The sequence below is a fragment of the Citrobacter pasteurii genome (genome assembly GCF_019047765.1).
Lineage (GTDB): Bacteria > Pseudomonadota > Gammaproteobacteria > Enterobacterales > Enterobacteriaceae > Citrobacter > Citrobacter pasteurii.
The window spans coordinates 1,539,509-1,562,301 of record NZ_CP077262.1; the positions used below are offsets into that span (position 1 = coordinate 1,539,509).

Annotated in this window: 15 protein-coding genes; 8 read left to right on the top strand and 7 right to left on the bottom strand. The window is 52.8% G+C overall.

Going from position 1 to position 22,793, the window contains the following annotated elements:
• Nucleotides 1–80: 80 nt before the first annotated feature.
• Both I6L54_RS07535 and smpB read right to left on the bottom strand, forming a co-directional pair.
• On the bottom strand, nucleotides 81–11,018 hold the full coding sequence (locus tag I6L54_RS07535) for a BapA/Bap/LapF family large adhesin (protein WP_040234061.1): 10,938 nt from the start codon (nucleotides 11,016–11,018) through the stop codon (nucleotides 81–83).
• Between the two features lie 581 nt (nucleotides 11,019–11,599).
• Nucleotides 11,600–12,082: an SsrA-binding protein SmpB gene (gene smpB / locus I6L54_RS07540; RefSeq protein ID WP_003031211.1), complete on the bottom strand. Its 483-nt coding sequence runs from the start codon at nucleotides 12,080–12,082 to the stop codon at nucleotides 11,600–11,602.
• 154 nt (nucleotides 12,083–12,236) lie between these two features.
• Between smpB and ratA the strand changes: the two genes are divergently transcribed.
• Entirely contained in the window at nucleotides 12,237–12,680 is a 444-nt protein-coding gene (gene ratA, locus I6L54_RS07545) for a type II toxin-antitoxin system toxin RatA (protein ID WP_040234063.1), read from the top strand.
• Entirely contained in the window at nucleotides 12,664–12,960 is a 297-nt protein-coding gene (locus tag I6L54_RS07550; RefSeq protein ID WP_003839823.1) for an RnfH family protein, read from the top strand. The genes ratA and I6L54_RS07550 overlap by 17 nt, the downstream gene beginning before the upstream one ends.
• Before the next feature lie 50 nt (nucleotides 12,961–13,010).
• On the opposite strand, the gene bamE is transcribed toward I6L54_RS07550, so the two are convergent.
• The 3 genes from bamE to nadK all read right to left on the bottom strand — a co-directional run bounded on the left by bamE (nucleotide 13,011) and on the right by nadK (nucleotide 16,130).
• Nucleotides 13,011–13,355: an outer membrane protein assembly factor BamE gene (gene bamE / locus I6L54_RS07555; RefSeq protein ID WP_003826401.1), complete on the bottom strand. Its 345-nt coding sequence runs from the start codon at nucleotides 13,353–13,355 to the stop codon at nucleotides 13,011–13,013.
• A gap of 149 nt (nucleotides 13,356–13,504) precedes the next feature.
• Entirely contained in the window at nucleotides 13,505–15,166 is a 1,662-nt protein-coding gene (gene recN / locus I6L54_RS07560) for a DNA repair protein RecN (protein WP_040234065.1), read from the bottom strand.
• An 85-nt stretch (nucleotides 15,167–15,251) separates the two neighbouring features.
• Nucleotides 15,252–16,130, bottom strand: coding sequence for an NAD(+) kinase (gene nadK, locus I6L54_RS07565; RefSeq protein WP_005130436.1), 879 nt, complete (start codon nucleotides 16,128–16,130; stop codon nucleotides 15,252–15,254).
• A 122-nt stretch (nucleotides 16,131–16,252) separates the two neighbouring features.
• Here nadK and grpE point away from each other — a divergent pair, with 122 nt between their 5' ends.
• Nucleotides 16,253–16,846 (top strand): nucleotide exchange factor GrpE, encoded by a 594-nt coding sequence (gene grpE / locus I6L54_RS07570; RefSeq protein WP_005130435.1) that lies wholly within the window; start codon nucleotides 16,253–16,255, stop codon nucleotides 16,844–16,846.
• A gap of 49 nt (nucleotides 16,847–16,895) precedes the next feature.
• Here grpE and I6L54_RS07575 read toward each other — a convergent pair whose 3' ends face one another.
• Together I6L54_RS07575 and I6L54_RS07580 are read right to left on the bottom strand one after the other, a co-directional pair.
• Complete coding sequence (locus I6L54_RS07575) at nucleotides 16,896–18,185, bottom strand: HlyC/CorC family transporter (protein ID WP_005130434.1); 1,290 nt, start codon at nucleotides 18,183–18,185, stop codon at nucleotides 16,896–16,898.
• A gap of 18 nt (nucleotides 18,186–18,203) precedes the next feature.
• A complete protein-coding gene (locus I6L54_RS07580) occupies nucleotides 18,204–18,995 on the bottom strand; it encodes a cytochrome C assembly family protein (RefSeq protein WP_040234068.1) in 792 nt (263 codons plus the stop codon).
• A 165-nt stretch (nucleotides 18,996–19,160) separates the two neighbouring features.
• On the opposite strand from I6L54_RS07580, the gene ffh reads away from it, so the two are divergent.
• The 5 genes from ffh to rplS all read left to right on the top strand — a co-directional run bounded on the left by ffh (nucleotide 19,161) and on the right by rplS (nucleotide 22,785).
• A complete protein-coding gene (gene ffh / locus I6L54_RS07585) occupies nucleotides 19,161–20,522 on the top strand; it encodes a signal recognition particle protein (RefSeq protein WP_005130432.1) in 1,362 nt (453 codons plus the stop codon).
• Between the two features lie 247 nt (nucleotides 20,523–20,769).
• Complete coding sequence (rpsP, locus tag I6L54_RS07590; RefSeq protein ID WP_003031228.1) at nucleotides 20,770–21,018, top strand: 30S ribosomal protein S16; 249 nt, start codon at nucleotides 20,770–20,772, stop codon at nucleotides 21,016–21,018.
• A gap of 18 nt (nucleotides 21,019–21,036) precedes the next feature.
• On the top strand, nucleotides 21,037–21,585 hold the full coding sequence (gene rimM / locus I6L54_RS07595; protein WP_003031230.1) for a ribosome maturation factor RimM: 549 nt from the start codon (nucleotides 21,037–21,039) through the stop codon (nucleotides 21,583–21,585).
• Between the two features lie 44 nt (nucleotides 21,586–21,629).
• Nucleotides 21,630–22,397 (top strand): tRNA (guanosine(37)-N1)-methyltransferase TrmD, encoded by a 768-nt coding sequence (trmD, locus tag I6L54_RS07600; RefSeq protein WP_005130430.1) that lies wholly within the window; start codon nucleotides 21,630–21,632, stop codon nucleotides 22,395–22,397.
• Nucleotides 22,398–22,437: 40 nt separating this feature from the next.
• Nucleotides 22,438–22,785, top strand: a complete 348-nt coding sequence (gene rplS, locus I6L54_RS07605) for a 50S ribosomal protein L19 (protein WP_002914145.1) — start codon at nucleotides 22,438–22,440, stop codon at nucleotides 22,783–22,785.
• Nucleotides 22,786–22,793: the final 8 nt, after the last annotated feature.

Sequence of the window (22,793 nt, forward strand, 5' to 3'; positions counted from 1 at the left end):
GGCCGTGACGACTGTTATTGCCCCGGACGTCATGGCATCCGGGGCTGTTGTTATATCGTTATAGCGGTATGGCGTTCGTTTCAGGTCACAATGTGATTTTGTTGCACCAGCTCATCGAGCGTGGTGTGGACGTTCTCCAGTGTTACGAGGTTAGTGGTGTGGTACGTGCTGCCTGTACCGTCGCGATCAATGGAAACGATGGTGTTGTTACCGCTGGTGGTCACTGTGAGGTAGTTGCCGAGCGTGGCGTTTTGTCCGTTCCAGCCTACCAGCAGGTCGCCGATGTCGATTTTGTCGCCCTGAGCCAGTGAAAAGTTGGTCCAGGTGTCTGTCGTTCCGTTACCACCCGTTGTATCGCTGGCCTTAAGCAGGTGATAAATCAGCGTATCGCCGTAGACCGAGCCGGTGATCACGTCATGCTGTGCGGTGCTTGCCATCTGCGGATTCATATTGATGGTCAGCGTCGCGGTGTCCGTATGCCCGTTTTGGTCGTTAAGCGTGTAGGTGAATGTCTCTTTGCTGGTCATCGATGCCACGGTTGTACCCGGTTTCAGCGTATAGATGTATGAGCCATCCAGATTCATGGTCAGTGAACCATAATGACCCTGGATTGTTGTGCTACTGATGCTGCCGGTCAGATTGAGTGTGGCGGTACTGCCGTTAAAGCCGGTGATAGTGAGCTGGGTATGGACGGTTGAGAGCTGATCGTGCGTGCCAGCGGCATCACTGCCATCAAAAATATTGCCATTCATCGTCGTGGTGTTAACGTCCCAGGTATTGAGGTGCCATGTCGTGCCCGTGACGTTCGGCGTAATGCTGACGTTGCCAACGGCCAGTCCCCCCATCGTTCCTGTGAAACTGATGCTGTAATGACCAGCGGCTAGCTCGGCATTACCCAGCGAGACGGCAATTGAACTGCCTAACAGGCTGATAGAGCTGGCGGGTACAGAGCCTGAAAGCGAGAATCCGTCAGGACCGGTGATTGTCCAGGTTACGCCCAGCGTACCGACGGTGATAAGTGTGCCGATGCTGAAGTTGAGCGTGGCGCCTTTCAGTACGTCATTTGTTGCGATATCAAACGAACCTGAACCAGTTGCTTTGCTCCCCAGCGTCGGAATCGTCGCTGTGCCCAGCGCGCCGCTTCCGTATGCCGCAGAGTCCTGAACGGTACTCACCGCCATCATGCTGCTGACATCATTTACTGCGTCCAGCGCCTGCGGGGTCGCCGTAATGTTCAGCGAGGCGCTACCTGTATCGCCATTGGGGGCTTTGACCGTATAGACGAAACTGTCCGGTGTGCTGATACCGTCTGCGCCCAGTCCGCTTTTCAGGGTGTAGGTATAGTTCCCCTTCGCATCAATAGTCAGGGTGCCGTATTGTCCGTTAATACTGGTGGTGCCCGTCCCGTTAATCGCAACACCATTCACTTCGGTGATGACGCTGTTTATCGGAGCCGAGTCATTGACCAGAATATTACCGTTGGTTACCGCGCTCAGGCTGTCGACGGCGTAGGTGTGATCGGCCTGAATATTCAGGGTATAGCTGGTCAGCAGCGTCAGGCCGCCGGAAGCGTTTAGTAGGAACAGATAGTCACCGCCCGGCAGCGTAATGGTATACGCCGGTGAATTGCCGCTCAGTAGGGCGGTGATCCAGTTCGGCTGTACCCGGTACTGCTCATACTGCTGAATAGACTCGTTGAAGCGGTAGACATAGAGATCAAAGCCGCCCAGCGTTACGCCAAGTACGCTGGCCTGAACCGTTATCGTTCGGGTCGCGCCGTCATCAACGTTGAATTTAATCGGGTTGGTCAAACCGTTGACCAGGCTGACATCCAGCAATTGTCCCAAACCAACACTGGCGAGCGTGAAGCCGGTTTGTTGTGATGGATGGTTGTCGACTGCGATGGCCTGCGTCCCGTAAGTCAGCGCAGCCACATCGTCTGCTGCCGTTACCGTGCTGGTGGTTGGGGCCTGACCCAGCGTGACCACCAGTTTTGCCGAGGAGTGATCGCTACCATGCGTCAGCGTGTAAGTGAAACTTTCGGAACGGCCATACACTGAGATTGACGTATTGGTCAGGGTATAGGTGTAGCTACCATTCTGATTGATATGCAGAATGCCGTATTTCCCCTGCACATCAATGCCGCCCGCCGGGACGTTCACGACGTTGCCGTTACCGTCAGTGATAGTGGTGACCAGCGTGCCGGAAGGGGCGTTATCTTGACCGTGAGTTGGATCGGTATCGGTGATGATGTTACCGGATTCTGTGGTTCCCCCGGTGATGGTTCCGCCGTTGGTTTTCACCACGGCAACGTCCAGGCTGGTGTAAGCGCCGGTCGCCAGCAGGTTAGTGTTGAAGCTAACCACGCGATAATCCCCACCTGTCAGCCCATCATAATTGAGCGTCACTCCAGAGGCTCCGATGGTTAGCAAACTGGCAAAATTGGGTTTCGAGGTATCGACCACGGTTATCCAGGTGTTGAGCAAGGTGTCATAGCGCTGGATAACAATCTCCATTGAGCTTAATAGTGACAGCACAATGCCGGTCGCCGCGGCGTTGATGGTGATGGAGCCACTACCGCCAGACTGGATGCTGAAATTAACACTTGCTGTGTTGTTACCCAGCACGTTGGCGACATTACCCAGTGCGTTCACCAGCAGGAAACCGTAATCGCTTTGATGCTCAGTGCTGATTGTCACGTCAGTCTGTAGCGGCAAACGGGTGACATTATCTTCTGCCAGCAGGGGGAGTACCGGCGCGATGATGCTGGCAGGCGATGACGTGTTGCCTGCCGCGTCGGTTGCCGTTGCAGATAACGACTGACCTTCAATCTGGCGTACAGGCAAGGTGGCACTGTAGACCCCACTGCTGTTGGCGACCGCTGTCACGCTGCTGCCACCAGGCAGGGATATCGTAACCGTACTGCCGGCTTCGGCGATGCCGCTCACTGTTCCGCCATCGGCGCTGATCAAAATCGTAGGGGGTGGCGGTGGCGTGGTATCCACAATGACGCTGAACGAGCCAGACAAAACGCTCGAGCCGTTGGCATTTGTGGCGTTGGCAGTAAACGCGTGGTTGCCTTCGCTCAGGGCGCTGCCTGGCGTAAAACTCCAGATCCCATTCCCGTCAGCGGTTGTGCTACCCATCAACGTGCCGTTGTTATACAGGTTGATAACGGCGTTTGCCTGCGCAGTTCCGCTCAGTGTTGGGCGGGTATCATTCGTGGTTTTCCCGGCGGTGACCAGACCCGTGATGGTGCCGACATCATCGAATACGCTGGAGATCACTGGTGCGGGAGGAACACCGGTAAATGGGGCCAGCACGTTTCCTGTGATGCCGGTATTGCCAGCGGCATCCTGTGCGCTGACCAGCAGCGTTTGCCCACTAATTTGCGGTGGATTCAGGGTAAAGGTGAAGTTACCGGAAGCATTCGCTGTTGTGGTGCCGAGTACCGTTCCGCTACCGGAGGTGATAATGACCGTGCTGTTCGCTTCGGCCACGCCGGTTAACGCCGTTCCATTGGCATTGACCGCCAGCCCGGTTGGAACACCGGGGGCGATGGTATCGACCACAATGGCTGCTGCAGACGATAATCCACTGGTATTCCCCGCTGCATCTGTCGCCGTGATGGTAAAAGAATGTGCCCCTTGAGCCAGAGCAGAGGACGGCGTGTAACTCCAGTTGCCGGTGCTGTCAGCCGTTACGCTGATGACAAAACTGCCATTATCATAAATATCGACTCGCGCGTTGGCCTCTGTGGATCCGTTCAGGGTTGGGCGTGAGTCATTGGTGGGCTGGTTGCTGCCAATCGCACCGGTGTTGGGGCCAACATCATCAATAATGCTACTTATTGAAGGCTGTGCCGGAGCAGCGGTGTCCACCACCACGGTAAAACCTGTTGTTGCGCCGCTGGTATTACCTGCCGCATCGGTAGCGGTCACAGTGAAGGTATGGGATCCGATCGCGAGCGGCGTGGTCGGGGTAAATGTCCAGCTATTATTGCTTTGCACCAGCGCAGTACCAAGCAGAGTGTTCCCGTCATAGATACTGACAGTGCTACCGGCTTCGGCGGTACCGTTGAGCGTTGGGCGGGCATCGTTGGTTAGCTGCCCATTGTTCAGCGCTGCATTGAAAACTCCCCCTGCGATGTCATCTATGACCGAGATCAGTTGTGGGATTGGCGGTGGGTTCGTATCGACATTAATAATAAATCCGCTTGAGGTGGCACCGATATTGCCTGCGGCGTCTGTGGCGATGGCAGTGAATGTATGTTGACCGTTGCTCAGTGTGGGTGGCAGATATTCCCACGTCCCATCTATTGTGGCTGTTACCGTCCCCAGTAACGTGCCGTTATCGTAAATCGCGACCCGGGCATTCGCTTCCGTTGAGCCACTGAGCAGCGGACGGGTGTCATTGGTCCAGGCTCCACTGGACAGAGTCCCGGTGCCGGGCTGTACATCATCGACGGCCTGGATAATGGTGGGGGCAAGCGGGGCAACGGTATCCACAATGATGTTAAATGTGGCGGATGGTTGACTGACGTTTCCGGCTGCGTCCGTGGCGGTCACCGTGAGCGCATGGTTACCATTTCCAAGTCCGCCTGTTGGCGTGAAGTTCCAGGCTCCATTGGCGTCTACCGGAGCGGTACCGAGATAGGTGCCATTGTCATAAATTATGATCGTGGAATTGGCTTCTGCCCTACCACTGAGCGTGGGTTGCGCATCATTTGTGGTCTGGCCGTTGTTCAGACTGCCCGTCAGCGGGCTGATATCATCTGCGACCTGAGAAATGATGGGTATACCCGGCGATACCGTATCAACGATGAGCCCAAAGCCGTTCGACGCAAGGCTGGTGTTACCTGCACTGTCGGTCGCGGTGACGGTCAATGTATGCGGGCCGTTGCTCAGTGCATCCGTTGGGGTAAAGTTCCAGATACCTCCCGCACCCACGGTGGTGGTGCCAATGGGTTGACCATCGCTCAGAACGGTAATGGTCGCTCCCACTTCGCCCGTGCCGCTCAGTGCCGGGCGTGTTTCGTTTGTCGTCTGCCCATTGGTTATCGCGCCTGTTGTGGGAGCCGTATTGTCCAGCACCGTGCTAATGATGGGGGGCTGCGGGGCGATGGAATCCAGTTCGAGGGTAAAGGATGAAGATACCCCACCCATATTGCCCGCCAGGTCGGTGGCAACGGCGGTAAAGATGTGTTGCCCCTGAGTCAGTGGGGCATCTGGCGTGAAGCTCCAGTTGCCGGATTCATTAACCTGGGTTGTACCAATATCAACGCCTTTATCGCGGATGGTGATAGATGCGCCGATCTCTCCTTTGCCGTTCAGCGTGGGTTGTGCATCGTTAGTCAATTGTCCGTTAGTCAGCGATGTGTTGCCGGGTTGATCGTCAATCACCGAGGTAATGCTCGGCGCCGCGGGCGGCAGCGTATCAACTACCAGAACGAAAGGTGGGCTTGCCGGGCTGATATTGCCAGCACCGTCCATGATGGTTGCGGTTAACGAATGATTGCCTTCACTAAGTGCTGGAGTTGGCGTAAAGCTCCAGTTGCCGTTTTCATCACTGGTGGTTGTGCCAATTACCGCGCCATTATCGCTAATGGTAACCACTGAATCGGCCTCGGTGACACCAGCAAGCGTTGGGGTGTTGTCGTTGGTTAGCTGTCCGGATGTAAGGGACTGCGGGGTACCGACGTCGTCCGTTACCGTCACAATAGAGGGCGCGCCTGGGATTAACGTATCGACAATAATCCGGAAGCTGTTGGAGGGATCGCCCTGGTTGCCAGCCGCATCCGTTGCGCGTGCGGTAAAGATATGCTCGCCTTCTCCCAACCCATTTGTCGGGGTATAGCTCCAGTATCCGCTGCCACTCACGGTTGTTGTGCCAATCGCGATACCTTTATCGTAAAGGGTGATAGTCGCACCCACTTCGCCGGTTCCATTGAAGGTCGGGCGTGCATCGTTGGTAATTTGTCCGGTATCTAACGATCCTGTGCCCGGTAATACGTCGTCAATCACGCTGATGATCGCGGGTGCTGGTGGGGCGCTAGTATCGATAGTAATGGCGTAATTGGGCGACAACCCACTGGGTTCTGTGTTTACAGTTTGCGATACGGTGAAATTGTAGGTCGTGCCGTTTGTCAGCGGGGTGAATAATGGATAGCTCCATGCGCCGGAGACTGCATCGGCGGTGACCGTACCGATTACATTCCCATCCTGATAAATTTTAACCGTTGCTCCTGCCGTGGCGGTTCCTTGTAACAGCGGTAAGGTGTCATTGGTGGTTTTACCGTTGCCAATCACTCCTGTAACGGGCGAGACATCATCAATGATTTCGAGAGTTGGCGGATGCGGAATGCTGGAAGTAGCCGCGTTAAACGGCGTAGAGTCGCTGCTATTGCCCGCCTGATCCAGGGCGATTGCATTCAGATTCTGCCCCGTAGTTTGTGCGGGTGAAATCGAGACGGTGTAGACACCTGTAACGCTATTCGCAATACCCTGACCCAGTACCGTGGTACCATTTCTGATGATGACGGTGCTGCCGGGCTCGGCTGTCCCGCTCACCAGCGTGCCGTTCGGGTCAACATTGGTGACGATTGGCGCGGCGGGAGGCTGCGTATCGAGTATCAACATTACAGGGTTTCCTGCCGCCAGGGAATTGCCCGCGGCATCCCTGGCGCCGAACGTCAGCGTGTGCGGGCCATCTCCCGTCAGCGTAATCTCAATACTCCAGCTACCATTCGCCGCAACGAGGGTTTCGGCAATAGGATTGCCACCATCGAAAATGACGACCGTACTGCCCGGCGCACCGGTTCCGCTGATTGTTGGGGTGGTATCATCCGTAACGCTACCGTTGGTCAATGAACCGATAATGACGCCAGCGTCATCTTCAATATCCGTAACCTGCGGTAAGGTCAGCACGGTGCTGCTAACCGTAAACGCGACGCTGTTTGATGGGGCACTGGCGTTCCCCGCCGCATCGGTTGCAATGGCTGTTAGCGTATAACTTCCGTTTGCCAGTGCCGTCCCTGGAGTAATACTCCAGGTGGTGCCAACCACCGTTGTGGTACCGATAATCGTACTGCCGTTGTACAGCGTGATCGTGTCGCCGTCAGTGCCGGTTCCGTGAATAGTTGGCGTCGTATCATCTGTTATTGCGCCAGGCGCAAGATCGCCCTGGAAACCACCGACATTATCATTGACGACAAGAATAACAGGGGGGACAGAGGGCGTTGTATCGATCTCCAGGAGGATGGCATTTGATGGCGGGCTGACGTTGCCAGCAGGATCGGTCGCCGTAATGGTCACCTGATAAACATCCTGGGGAAGTGGCACTGATGGTGTAAAGCTCCAGCTACCGTCTGCCCCAACCGTCGCGGTACCCTGCGACGAAGAGTTGCCATTAAGATAGAGGGTAATGAGATCGCCGACACTCCCCGTGCCGCTGAACGTTGGCGTGGTGTCGTTAGTCATGCCGTTTGTCACGACCCCGGTTATCGGATTGACGTCGTCCGTAATGGTGGGGGGGAGCGGTTGCGTTGGCGGCAGATTATCCACCGTCAACGTAAAGCCCGCCGATGGGATCCCTGTGTTGCCCGCAGCGTCGGTCGCCGTGGCGGTGAATTTATGCGGCCCATCGGCAAGTGAGGTCGGGGTAAATGTCCAGGTGCCGTCTGGCTGTACGGTAGTGATGCCGGCGAGGCCGCCATTCTCATAAATCGTAATTGTCGCACCCGGTTCACCTGTTCCGGATAGTTTAGGGTTGTCGCTTTTCGTGCTGCCGCCATTACTCAGTGCTTTAGTTTCAATGCCAATAAGTCCTTCCGCAGAGGTGATGATCGGGGCCGCGGGGGGCGTTGTGTCGACAGTCAGCATGAAACTTCCGGCGGTACTGGCGTTACCCGCCGCATCTGTCGCGATAGCTGACAATGTGTGCGAACCTTCACTAAGTGGCTGGGCGACCGGGAAACTCCAGCTTCCTCCGGCCACAACGGTGGTCGTTCCAATCGGTGTGGCACCATCGTAGATAGTGATGGTGGAGCCAACTTCTCCGGTCCCCTTCAGTGGCGGCAGGTTATCGTTTGAGCTTCTACCAGAAGGCAAGTCAACGGGCGCATTGCCGATGTCATCTGTGGCGGCTGAAATGACAGGAGTCGCTGGAGGCTGGGTGTCAACGGTAATGGTGACCGCGACGGGGGAGGTGACGACGTTACCGGCGGCATCCGTTGCGGATACTGTAAAATGATGGTCGCGATCGGCGAGCTGCTTGTTGTCCGGGACGGTATAGCTCCAGGTACCTGACTTGTCGATGAGCATCACCGTTATCAGCAAACCGTTATCATACAGGTTCACCAGCGAGCCTGGCTCGCCGGTCCCGGAGAGGGTCGGCGTGTTGTCGTTGGTTATCCAGTTGTTATTCGCGATGTTACCCGTGATGGTTCCTACGTCATCGTTAATCAGAGTAATGACCGGGACGGTCGGCGCGACGCTATCGACAATGATTTTCCAGTTGGCGGCGCTACTGGTGTTGTTGGCGGCATCGGTTGCCGTAACCGTAAATACGTGTGCGCCCTGGCTCAGCGCGGTGGTCGGCGTGTAGTCCCAGTTACCATTGATATCGGCGGTAACGGTGGTAAGCAGGGTGCCATTATCATAAATTTTTACCTGCGAGCCCGCTTCGGCGGTGCCTTTAATTTCCGGTTTATCGTCGTTTGTCAGCGTGTTGTTATCAATTTTTCCGATGACGTCGGGAACATCGTCTAAGACGGCAATAATAATCGGTTGGTCTGGTGCGGTAATATCCGGAGCCAGCGCGGAAGCGGGCAGACTTTCGTTGCCTGCGCTGTCCGTTGCAGTCACTTTTACCGTTTCACCCTTGTTTTGTGACGGGGTGATCGACACGGCAAAGTGGCCACCGCTGTCTGCCTGACCCACGCCAATCGTATTCCCGTTGCCGTCTTTTACGGTGATAGTGCTGCCGATTTCAGCATGTCCACTGACTGAACCACCATCCCCGGCGACAATCACCCCTGTTGGTGCGTCAGGTGCGGTGCTGTCTGGCGCGGTGACTGCTGTGTTATCGCTGGTATTACCTGCTGCATCCGTTGCGTTGGCGACAAGATGTTCGCCGTTCGTTTGTGGCGGAACCAGTGTGGCGGTGAAATCTCCGTCTGCATCAGCGGTGGTCGTGCCAATGATAGTGCCACCAGGATTGAGAATATGTACGGTACTGTTGGGCTCTGCCATGCCGGAAACCTGATCGCCCGCGTTATTGATTGTCAGGTTTGTGGGCGGTTGCGGGGCGGTGATATCGGGAGCGAGTGCTGTTTCTGGCAAACTCGGGTTTCCTGCTGGATCGGTAGCGATAGCGGTTATGGTTTCGCCATTGGTTTGTGGTGGGTTTATGGTGATGGTAAACGAGCCATCTGGCCCGGTAACACCACTGCCGATTAAATGATTATTATTGTCGGTTATAGTCACGGTACTGCCGGGTTCAGCCGTACCAGTGACGACAGCGCCATCGGCAGATACATTCAGATCGTCTGGTGATAACGGCGGCTGAGTATCGATATTGATATTGAATACCGTCGATATTCCCCCCGTACCCAGGTGGTTGGTTGCCGTAGCGGTGAAAGCGTATGAGTCATCCCGCAAGTTTGTGCTGGAGGTCCAGTCCCAACTACCGTTGCTGTCGGCGACAACGCTGTCGACATATACCCCGTAATTGTAAATTTTAACCGTACTGTGAGCGTCAGCTGTCCCGGAAAGCGTTGGGGTCGCATCATTAGTGGACTGATTGTTGGTCAATGACCCAACGGAGGGCGCGACATCATCTATAACGCTGACAATCACGGGTACGCCTGGAAAACCGGAATCTGAGGCACTGAATGAGGTATCTGGCCCGATATTGCCTGCTTCATCCTGAATCTTTGCTGTCAGCGTTTCACCATGTGTTTGCGAGGGCGATATGCTAATAGTGAAGGTGCCGCCTGAACCGGCGATGGCTGAACCCAGAACCTGGTTGTTACTGCCAATGATGGTGACAGTGCTTCCGGGCTCTGCACTACCCGTCACCGTGGTGCCTTCCTGATTCACTGAAGAAATTACTGCGGCGGCAGGTGGGGTGGTATCGACGGTAATGACCCAACTGTCTGAGATTGCGCTGCTGCCCGCATTGTTTGATGCGCTGACCGTAAACTGGTGAGTGCCTTCCGCGAGCGGGGAAGATGGAGTAAACGTCCAGTTCCCGTTAGCATCGATAGGGACCTGACCTATTTCGACACCGTTATCAAAAATATGTAAGGTGGCATTCGCGGGGCCAGTGCCCTGAAGTTCTGGCGTATTATCATTAGTGGATATCTGTTGATTGACAATGCCAGTAATGGGAGCCTGATTGTCAGTGACGCTGGTAATAATCGGTACGCTTGGCATCGTGGGCGTTGTCGTGGGTGGCGAGCCGTCATCACCATTTACTTCGTTGCCATTTCCGTCGCCAGCACCATTTCCTTCATTGCCATTGCCATTGCCATTGCCATTGCCATTGCCATTGCCAGCATTATTACCATTTTCGCCACTACTGCTACCACCGCCACCGCCACCACCACCACCGGCGGCGAGGCCGATTCCCCCAGCCACGGTGATCCCGCCAAGAACCCAGGGCCAAACTGCGCCGCCTTCATGACTGCCTTCGCTCGCCATTAATGGGGTGAGATCGTCCAGATGCTGATAGTGGAATGCCCCATCAGTATCCTGAACCCACCATAGCGCGCCATTGCTGTCTTCCAGGACAAGCTGGTTTTGCGCATCACCTTTTCCGACATAGAAGTTTTTAATGGTGATGGTTTCACCTGAGCGGAGTGTGACAACCAAATCCTGATTAACGCGTGCGAGTTGGCTCATCTCCTCACGCGATACCGACAGTTTCACGATAGAAGGCGAACTTAGCGTTACTTCAGAGGATTCAACATTTGTGGAAACGCCAGTTAATTTTGATACAACGGCGAGTAGACGCATATGTTCACTCCTGATGGCATGCCGGGAGTATTAATCCGCAACAGCGCGTTGGGAAAATGAGCAGACAGGGGTCCGTTCATCATAAAAATGAATTTATACTTGTAATTTCATTGATTAGATCAAGCAGATGTTATTTTATTGATTAATTACGCTCGGGTCCTTTGGATTGAATAGTTCTTTCGTATTAGATGATATAGTCAGAAAGAAAGCATTCTGCAACTTATCCATATTAAAAAATACTTAGTCATTTGAAAAAGATACTTTTCAGTATGCTTTTAACAATTGATGTTGTTGTAACTTGTTGTATATTAATGTCTTTGTTTTACTGTAAATGCACGTTGATATAATAAACACCAGTAACAATAGTGTTATTAAATAAGTGAAAAATATGAGCGACATAGTCTTGAGATTTTATTTTATTAGACTATGGACTGCTATGGTAACGTTAGAGAGGTTTATTTCATACCTGAACGATTCAGCACAAATAAATTATAAATCTGGTGAATGTATTGTGTGGGTTTCAATAACTAAAAAATAAGAACCAGCCTCAGGAGGAGAGACTGGTCACAGGGAAATTGTGTTTAACGGCCTGCATTTTTCATAATACGAGCTTTGTCCAACTGCCACTCACGTTCTTTTACATCGGAACGCTTGTCGTGCTGTTTCTTCCCTTTTGCAACGCCAATTTTGACTTTGCACCAGGCATTCTTCCAGTACAGCGAAAGTGCCACGACGGTGTAACCGTCACGATTCATGCGTCCATATAAGGAGTCAAGTTCGCGTTGGTTTAACAGAAGCTTACGGGTGCGAGTAGGGTCACACACGACGTGCGTTGAGGCAACGGCCATCGGCGTGAAGTTGGCGCCAAACAGGAACGCTTCGCCGTCTTTGAGAATGACATAGCTATCGCCAATATTGGCCTTTCCTGCGCGCAGGGATTTGACTTCCCAGCCTTGTAATGCGAGCCCAGCTTCGAACTCTTCTTCAATAAAGTATTCGTGTCGTGCGCGCTTGTTGAGCGCGATTGTGGCTGAGCCAGGTTTGTGTGCTTTTTTCTTCGTCATAATGCCGCTCAGTATAGGTAATCTGGAATTGAAAAACACCCCATTTCATCCAGCGGGGCGCAAGGCGCTATCTTAGCACGAGTTGGGCTTTAGCGTTTTTTTTAGCGGATGATAAATGGTATTATTTGCACGATTGATATTGATGGAAATTGTTATGCCTCAGATTAGCCGGACCGCTTTAGTACCTTACAGTGCGGAACAGATGTATCAGTTAGTGAATGATGTTAAATCCTATCCTCAGTTTTTACCGGGTTGCACCGGAAGCCGTGTCCTGGAGTCGACTCCGGGGCAGATGACAGCGGCTGTGGATGTTTCTAAAGCAGGGATTAGCAAAACGTTCACCACACGTAATCAACTGACCAGTAACCAGAGCATCCTCATGCATCTGGTCGATGGACCGTTCAAAAAACTCATTGGCGGCTGGAAGTTTACGCCGCTGAGCCAGGAAGCGTGTCGCATTGAATTTCATCTTGATTTTGAGTTCACGAATAAACTGATCGAACTGGCATTTGGCCGTATATTTAAAGAGCTGGCGTCGAATATGGTGCAGGCTTTCACGGTTCGTGCAAAAGAGGTTTACAGTGTCAGCGTCGGCTAAAATTGTCGTTGAAGTAGCATACGCGCTGCCCGAGAAACAGTATTTACAGCGCGTCACGCTGCAGCAGGGTGCAACCGTTGAAGAGGCTATCCGCGCTTCCGGGCTGCTGGAATTACGTACCGATATCGATCTCAGTAAAAATAAAGTAGGCATCTACAGCCGTCCGGTTAAGCTTGCTGATGTTCTGCATGACGGCGATCGGGTGGAAATTTATCGGCCGCTGATTGCCGATCCGAAAGAACTGCGTAGGCAGCGAGCAGAGAAATCCGCTAAAAAATAACAGACAATAAAAAAGGTGCTCATTGAGCACCTTTTTTTGATCTTTTAGACCTACTTGTTGTCGGTCAGAGCGGGTTTGTTATCAATGTTGGTCAATACGCCGCTGCTGTTAAAGGTCAGCGTCAGCGTTTGCTGAGTAACGCCTTCATGCCCTGGCTGCTGACGGAACACATAAAACCAGGTGTTAGTACCAAAAGGATCGGACATCATTGGTGTACCCAGTGCATAAGCAACTTGCTGTTGCGTCATACCTGTACGCACTTTGGCGACATCGGTAGGTGTCAGATAGTTTCCCTGGTTGATGTCAGGGCGGTAAACCACTCGCTCCAGAGTGGAACAGCCTGCAGTCAACATCAGTAGTACTGCTGCAGCAGCAGTCAGCGTTTTACAGCGCATAGTGATTTGATTCCTTTTCGGGCCCGAGCAGTACGCGGCTCATATGTAATATGCCGATGATAATAGACCTTTCACCACTTTAAAACCTTTTGCTGTCGGGTCGGTCGGCGATTTTATGTTGAACTCAGACCTTCACAAGGTAAAAAAGTTTATGCCGCCAGCAGTTCTTTTGCATTTGCGAGGGTATTGCGCGTCACTTCGCTACCGCCAAGCAGGCGGGCTAATTCCTGCAGGCGAGCGCGTTTATCAAGCGGCTGCATGTGTGTTTCAGTCATCGCACCGTCAGTTTCTTTGCTGACATAGAAATGCTGATGGCCGCAGCCAGCAACCTGCGGCAGGTGGGTGACGCACATCACCTGGGTTGATTCACCCAACTGGCGCAGTAGTTTACCCACAACCGCTGCCGTCGGGCCGCTGATGCCGACATCCACTTCATCGAAAATCAGCGCCGGGGTTTCCATTTTACGTGCGGTAATAACCTGAATAGCCAGCGCAATGCGCGACAGCTCGCCGCCGGAAGCGACTTTCGCAATGGGTTGTAACGGCTGCCCCGGGTTAGTGGTAACTTTGAATTCCACGCGATCGGCTCCGTCCATGCCCAGATGGTGTTCATCAAACTTCACATCGATGCAAAAGAGACCGTGCGGCATTGAGAGTGCATGCATACTTTCTGTGATGAGTTTCCCCAATTCCTGAGCGTAATGCCAGCGCTGCTGGTGCAGCATTTTTGCCGTTTCCAGCGCCTGCTGGTGATGATTGTTCACCGCCAGGGTTAACGTTTCGAGTGAGTCGGCCTGATCGTCCAGTTGCTGTTGTTCATCCAGCAATGACTGATAGAACTGTGGTAGTACTTCAGGGGCAACATGATGTTTACGCGCCAGCGAGATTTGCTTAGAAATTCGCTGTTCCAGTTCGAACAAGCGGTTAGGGTCTAAATCCAGACGATCGCAATAGTGGCGCAGCTCGTCGCTGGCTTCACTGAGCTGGATGGTCGCCTCTTCCAGCATGTCCAGAATACCGGAGAGCTTACCGTCCATTCCCGCCAGTTCACTAACCAGCTGTTTTGCGGTGTACAGCTGGCTTTGCAGGTTAATGTCTTCGCCGTCTGCCATGATAGCCAGCGCTTGCTGGCTGGTGGTGAGCAACTGCCCGCTGTTAGCCAGGCGCTTGTACTCTTCATCAATTTGCTCAAACTCGCCCGCCTGGGGGTTGAATTCGTTCAGCTCTTTTAACTGATATTGCAACAGTTCCGCCCGGGCCGCACGTTCCTGGCTTTGTTGCTGATGATGCGCCAGGTCGCGGCAGCTTTGGTGCCAAAGCCGGTAGCGCGCGGCCATTTCCTGAGTCAGGGTCACTTCATTGGCATAACCATCAAGCAGCGATTTTTGGTGTTCAGATTTCGTCAGGAGTTGGTGCGCGTGCTGGCCGTGGATTTGAATAAGCAACTGTCCCAGCTCGCGCAGTTGCGACAGCGGAACGGCGGTACCGTTAATAAAGCCTCGGGTGCGGCCGTCGCTGCTGATAACGCGACGCAGCAAACACTCACGACCTTCCTCAAGCTGGTTTTCTTCCAGCCAGCGTAGCGCCGCAGGGGTGTCTTTTAAAGAGAAACGCGCACACAAATCGGCGCGTGTGGCATCTGTACGCACCATGTCGGCATCGGCTCTGCCGCCCAGGCATAAACCGAGAGCATCAATGGCAATGGACTTACCCGCACCGGTCTCACCGGTAATAACGGTCATTCCGCTCTGAAAATCGATCTCAAGTTCACGAACGATAGCAAAATTGCTGATGGTCAGTTGTGCCAACATAGCTGTTTTCCTGTATGAAAAACCATAACTGTAATTGCATACAGTATAAACTGGTTTTTTATACAGTAAAGAGGTTGGCGTTAAATTAGAATAATTTTTTTGACCAGCCTAATTTAGTGCTTAATGTATTGAAATAGCTGTAATCTTTGGGGTGTATCAGGTTCAGATGATAATCACAGCGGCGAATCAATACGTCTTCACCTTCCTGGATAGGCAGGGCGATCTGGCTGTCACAGCTGATCTCAAGATCGTTGCGGCGATGAGAAAAGCGCAGGCGAATGGTGCTGCTACTGTTGATCACCAGCGGTCGCGCGGAAAGCGTATGCGGGAACATCGGTACCAGCGTAATAGCATCCAGAGAAGGTGTCAGAATCGGGCCTCCGGCAGAGAGCGAATAGGCGGTAGAGCCGGTCGGGGTGGAGATGATTAGCCCGTCTGAACGCTGGGAGAAGGCAAAGATTTCATCGATATAGACTTCAAATTCAATCATGTGCGCCACTTTACCAGGGTGCAGCACAACTTCATTGATGGCCGTGCTAATGCGCTTCTGGCAATCCTGCTGGCACACCTGGGCTTCGAGTAAAAAGCGCTTTTCGCTGATGTAGTGGCCTTCCAGTACGTCAGCTAATTGCTGTTGGGCATTGTCCGGATCTAAATCGGTCAGGAAACCGAGATTGCCGCGGTTAATCCCGATAACTTTGATGTCATAACGTGCCAGGGTGCGTGCAGCTCCCAGCATATTACCATCGCCGCCGACTACCACGGCGAGGTCTGCCTGCTGACCAATTTCTGCGAGCGTACCGGTTTTCACATTTTTCAACTGCAGCTCGTGGGCGATTTGTTGCTCAACGATAACCTCATAACCTTTGACGCACAGCCAGCGGTAGAGCATTTCATGTGTGGTCAGTGCAGTGGGGTGACGTGGATGCCCCACAATGCCAATACACTTGAAATGTTTGTTCATTTTCTCGAGGTCCTTGTAATGAAGATTAGTGACAATGTGAGTACTTCCCTTGAAACCCTGAATCTTATCCCCATAATAATCCAGGTTAGCGAGATGAATGCGAAAAAAACGCGGAGAAATTCATGAGTAGTAAAGAACAGAAAACGCCTGAGGGGCAAGCCCCGGAAGAAATTATCATGGATCAGCACGAAGAAGTTGAGGCGGTTGAATCAGACGCTTCTGCTGAGCAGGTGGATCCGCGCGATGAAAAAATTGCGAATCTGGAAGCTCAGCTTGCTGAAGCCGAAACTCGCGAGCGCGACAGCGTGTTGCGTATCAAAGCGGAAATGGAAAACCTGCGTCGTCGTACCGAACTGGACGTAGAAAAAGCGCATAAGTTCGCGCTGGAAAAATTCGTCAACGAACTGCTGCCGGTGCTGGATAGCCTGGACCGCGCGCTGGAAGTGGCGGACAAAGATAATGACGCGATGGCGGCGATGGTTGAGGGTATTGAGCTGACCCGCAAGTCGATGCTGGATGTCGTGGCGAAGTTTGGCGTGCAGGTGGTTGCGGATATTGATGTGCCGATGGACCCGAACGTGCACCAGGCGATTGCCATGGTTGAGTCTGATGAAGTTGCTGCCGGTAATGTGCTGATGGTCATGCAGAAAGGTTATACCCTGAACGGACGTACCATTCGCGCCGCAATGGTGTCTGTGGCGAAAGCAAAAAGCTAATCAGCTTCAGACCGGGTAGTGCTGATGCGTTACCCGGTCTGGATTATCCTCACTGGTCAGATACGCTCTCGCGAAGTGGTTTGACCGGCAATACCTGTACCTGCTTAATCATATTGTCCTGTACGTCGAGAATATCGATATCGTACTGACCAATGCGCACTCGCGTGCCGGCAACGGGGATCTCTTCCAGTGCTTCAAGAATTATTCCGTTTACCGTTCGCGCATCATCTTCCGGCAAATGCCAGTTAAACGCCTTATTGATTTCACGAACGTTGGCGCTGCCATCAATAATCACTGAGCCGTCATTCTGGGGCGTGACTTCTTCGGCAAGCGTCGGGGACATTGACGTGGTGAAGTCACCGACAATCTCCTCCAGAATATCTTCAACGGTGACCAACCCCTGAATATCGCCATATTCGTTGACCACCAGGCCGACCTTCTTCTTATTACGCTGAAATTTGATCAACTGAGTGCTGAGTGGGGTACCTTCCGGGACAAAGTAGATCTCGTCGGCGGCGCGTAGCATGGTCTCTTTGGTGAACTCCTTTTTCTCGGCCATGAGTCGCCACGCTTCACGGACGCGTAGCATACTGATAGCGTCGTCCAGCGAGTCACGATACAGCACAATACGACCGTGCGGAGAGTGCGAAAGCTGACGCACGATTGATTTCCAGTCATCGTTAATATCAATGCCGATAATTTCATTACGCGGGATCATGATGTCATCGACGCTGACTTTTTCCAGATCCAGCACTGACAGCAGCATATCCTGGTTACGGCGAGAGATTTGCGAGCGCGATTCATTCACCAGCGTTCGTAGTTCATCTTTACTCAGCGAACCGCTCACCACGATATCCGTTTTGATGCCCATCATACGCATCAGCAGACGCGTGATGGTATTCAGTAACCAGACAAGCGGCATCATCAGAATCTGCAGCGGGGCCAGCAGGACGCTGCTTGGATAGGCGACTTTTTCCGGATACAGCGCGGCGATGGTTTTTGGCAGCACTTCCGCAAAAACCAGCACCACAAACGTCAATACCCCGGTGGCAATAGCGACGCCCGCATCGCCATACAGGCGCATACCGACAATGGTACCGAGCGCGGAGGCCAGTATATTCACCAGGTTGTTGCCAATGAGGACCAGGCTTATCAGACGGTCAGGCTTACGGAGTAATTTCTCAACGCGTTTTGCCTGACGATTTCCCTGTTTTGCCCGGTGTCGCAGACGGTAGCGGTTCAGGGTCATCATTCCGGTTTCGGAACCGGAAAAATAGGCGGAAATAACCACCATGATGAGAAGCGTAACAATAAGCGTGGTGGTGGAGATGTGTTCCACGTAGGTTCCTTAAAAGACTTAACTCACAAACTGCTGCAGGATGCGGCTACCGAAATAGGCCAGCGTCAGAATGCCTGCGCCTGCGACGTTAAACCAGACGACACGACGTCCGCGCCAGCCTTCATGGTAATGTCCCCACAGCAGAACGATATAGACAAACCATGCCACAATAGACAGAACGGCTTTATCAATATTTTCTGTGCTGAACAGGTTGTGCATATAAAACAGGCCAGTACACAGCGTCAGCGTCAGCAGAACCACGCCTATCTGGGTGATATGAAACATTTTGCGCTCAATGCTCATCAATGGCGGCATTTCATTGTTGAACGCCAGTCTTTTATTTTTGAGCTGATAATCGATCCATGCCAACTGCAGCGCATACAGCGCGGCAATAATCAAGGTGGCATAGGATAAGAGCGATAGCCCGATGTGAATCATCATGCCCGGTGTGGCTTCAAGGTGGGTGATGTATTCGTTGGGCATAAACGTAGCGCATGCCAGATTGATTAATGCAAACGCATAGACGATCGGTAGCAATAGCCAGCCGCGGTTACGCGAGGCCACAATGGTCATGACGGTACAGATCATCAGGCTAACCAGAGAACCGACGTTCAACAGGCTCAGGTTTTGCCCGCTTTCACCACCTGGCAGAATACGTGCTTCCAGGGCAAACGCGTGACAGACCAGCGCGATAACCGCAGAAAGAATAGCCATACGCCGCCAGCCGCTGTTTTTTTGCAGCAGGGCGGGAACGATCAGCGCAAGGCTGATGGAATAGGCGACAAGGGCTAACAGAGCAAAAACGGGCATATGGGTGTCGACAGTTGGCCAGTAATAAAGAAAAGCAGTATAGCGTTACGTGACCGCTGCTCCAACCGTTGCATAACAACAAAGGCGGCTTCATGTTATACTGCGACAAATTTCTGTTGATGTGTCGCTGTTGCGACCGACCGTTTCCACCCCAGGCGAGAGACAATGTTTGATAATTTAACCGATCGTTTGTCGCGCACGCTGCGCAATATCAGTGGCCGTGGACGCCTTACTGAAGACAACGTTAAAGAGACGCTGCGCGAAGTGCGCATGGCGCTGCTGGAGGCTGACGTAGCGCTGCCGGTAGTGCGTGAGTTTATCAATCGCGTAAAAGAGAAAGCGGTTGGTCACGAAGTTAACAAGAGCCTGACCCCGGGTCAGGAGTTCGTCAAAATCGTTCGTAGCGAACTGGTTTCGGCGATGGGCGAAGAGAACCAGACGCTAAACCTGGCGGCACAGCCACCGGCCGTGGTGCTGATGGCGGGCCTGCAGGGTGCGGGTAAAACCACGAGCGTCGGTAAGCTGGGTAAATTCCTGCGCGAGAAGCACAAGAAGAAAGTACTGGTGGTTTCTGCGGACGTCTATCGCCCGGCGGCGATCAAACAGTTGGAAACGTTGGCCGAACAGGTCGGTGTGGACTTCTTCCCTTCTGACGTCGGTCAGAAGCCGATTGATATCGTTAATGCCGCGCTGAAAGAAGCTAAGCTCAAATTCTACGACGTGCTACTGGTGGATACCGCCGGTCGTCTGCACGTTGATGAAGCGATGATGGACGAAATCAAACAGGTCCACGCGTCTATCAATCCGGTAGAAACGCTGTTTGTTGTCGATGCCATGACCGGTCAGGATGCTGCGAATACTGCGAAAGCGTTTAACGAAGCACTGCCGCTGACCGGTGTGGTACTGACTAAAGTCGACGGTGACGCCCGTGGCGGTGCAGCATTGTCTATTCGTCATATCACCGGTAAGCCGATTAAGTTCCTCGGTGTTGGTGAGAAAACGGAAGCGCTGGAGCCGTTCCACCCGGACAGGATTGCCTCACGTATTCTCGGCATGGGTGATGTGCTGTCGCTGATCGAAGATATCGAAAGCAAAGTTGACCGTGCACAGGCAGAGAAATTAGCCAGCAAGCTGAAAAAAGGCGACGGCTTCGATCTGAACGATTTCCTTGAACAGCTTAAGCAGATGAAAAACATGGGCGGCATGGCCAGCCTGATGGGCAAGCTGCCGGGCATGGGGCAAATCCCTGACAACGTGAAATCGCAGATGGACGATAAAGTGCTGGTGCGTATGGAAGCCATCATCAACTCGATGACGATGAAAGAACGCGCTAAGCCGGAAATCATCAAAGGCTCCCGCAAACGTCGTATCGCACTGGGCTGCGGGATGCAGGTACAGGACGTTAACCGTCTTCTGAAACAGTTCGACGACATGCAGCGCATGATGAAGAAAATGAAGAAGGGCGGTATGGCGAAGATGATGCGTGGTATGAAGGGGATGATGCCGCCCGGTTTTCCTGGTCGCTAATAGGCCTGGCTTGTTTGCCATTTCGGCACCGGGGTGTGCTCGCCATCCTCACGTACTGCGTGTACGCTCCGGTGGCTGCGCGCACGCCGGTACCGAACTGACGGCACCGCCGACGACCTTTTATAGCAGAGTTATCAACTGCTGATTGCATTTTCCCCAGAAATCAGTAAAATTTTCGGGCTTTTAATATGACACCGGGTCCCTTCCCTCGATGGGGCCCGGTGTTTTATTCACACAAGAGGATGTTATGGTTACTATTCGTTTAGCTCGTCACGGCGCTAAAAAGCGTCCGTTCTACCAGGTTGTTGTTACCGACAGCCGTAATGCACGCAACGGTCGCTTCATCGAGCGCGTTGGCTTCTTTAACCCAATCGCTAGCGAAAAAGAAGAAGGCACTCGCCTGGATCTGGATCGCATCGCTCACTGGGTTGGCCAGGGCGCGACTATTTCTGATCGCGTAGCTACGCTGATCAAAGCAGCAAACAAAGCAGCTTAATCTGTCACGGTGGTCATGATGAGCAAGCAACTCGCCGCACAGGCTCCTGTGGAACCCATTGTTTTGGGGAAAATGGGGTCTTCTTACGGTATCCGTGGTTGGCTCAGAGTGTTTTCTTCCACTGAAGACGCCGAAAGCATTTTTGACTATCAGCCCTGGTTTATCCAGAAGGCGGGTCAGTGGCAGCAAGTACAGCTGGAAAGCTGGAAGCACCACAATCAGGATCTGATCATCAAGCTGAAAGGCGTTGACGATCGTGATTCGGCGAATCTACTGACTAATTGTGAAATTGTCGTGGATTCCTCGCAGTTGCCAGCGCTGGAAGATGGTTCCTACTACTGGAAAGACCTTATGGGCTGCCAGGTAGTGACCACTGAGGGCTACGATCTCGGTAAAGTCGTCGATATGATGGAAACCGGTTCGAATGACGTTATCGTCATCAAGGCAAACCTGAAAGATGCGTTTGGTATCAAGGAACGTCTTGTGCCGTTCCTCGATGGGCAGGTTATCAAGAAAGTCGATCTCGCTACTCGTACTATTGAAGTAGATTGGGATCCTGGTTTTTAAACCACCGGATAAACGGTAAAAGTCGGCGTTATGGGGATTGGCTTGTGTTTATAGGTATCGTTAGCCTGTTTCCAGAAATGTTCCGTGCAATTACCGATTACGGGGTAACTGGCCGGGCAGTAAAAAATGGCCTGCTGAACATCCAGAGCTGGAGTCCTCGTGACTTTACGCATGACCGGCACCGTACCGTGGACGATCGTCCTTACGGCGGCGGACCGGGGATGTTAATGATGGTGCAACCTTTACGGGATGCCATTCATGCAGCAAAAGCTGCGGCTGGTGAAGGCGCAAAGGTGATTTATCTGTCACCTCAGGGACGCAAGCTTGATCAGGCGGGCGTTAGCGAACTGGCAACGAATCAAAAGTTGATTCTGGTGTGCGGTCGCTATGAAGGAATAGATGAGCGCGTGATTCAAACCGAAATTGACGAAGAATGGTCAATCGGCGATTACGTCCTCAGCGGTGGTGAGTTACCGGCAATGACGCTGATCGATTCCGTTTCCCGGTTTATTCCGGGCGTTCTGGGTCATGAAGCATCAGCAATCGAAGATTCGTTTGCTGACGGGTTGCTGGACTGTCCACACTATACCCGACCTGAAGTGTTAGAGCAGATGGAGGTACCGGCGGTATTACTGTCGGGAAACCACGCTGAGATACGTCGCTGGCGTTTGAAACAGTCGCTGGGCCGGACCTGGCTTAGAAGACCTGAACTTCTGGAAAACCTGGCTCTGACTGAAGAGCAAGCAAGGTTGCTGGCGGAGTTCAAAAAGGAACACGCACAACAGCAACATAAACATGATGGGCTGGTCTGAGACCCCCAATATCAGTTTACCCAGGATAAGAGATTAAATTATGAGCAACATTATTAAGCAACTTGAACAAGAACAGATGAAGCAGGACGTACCTTCCTTCCGTCCGGGTGATACCGTGGAAGTGAAAGTATGGGTTGTTGAAGGTTCCAAAAAACGTCTGCAGGCATTCGAGGGCGTGGTTATCGCTATTCGTAACCGCGGTCTGCACTCTGCATTCACTGTTCGTAAAATTTCCAACGGCGAAGGCGTTGAGCGTGTCTTCCAGACTCACTCTCCGGTAGTTGACAGCATTGCTGTTAAACGTCGTGGTGCTGTTCGTAAAGCTAAACTGTACTACCTGCGTGAGCGTACTGGTAAGTCTGCTCGTATCAAAGAGCGTCTTAACTAAGATTCGCG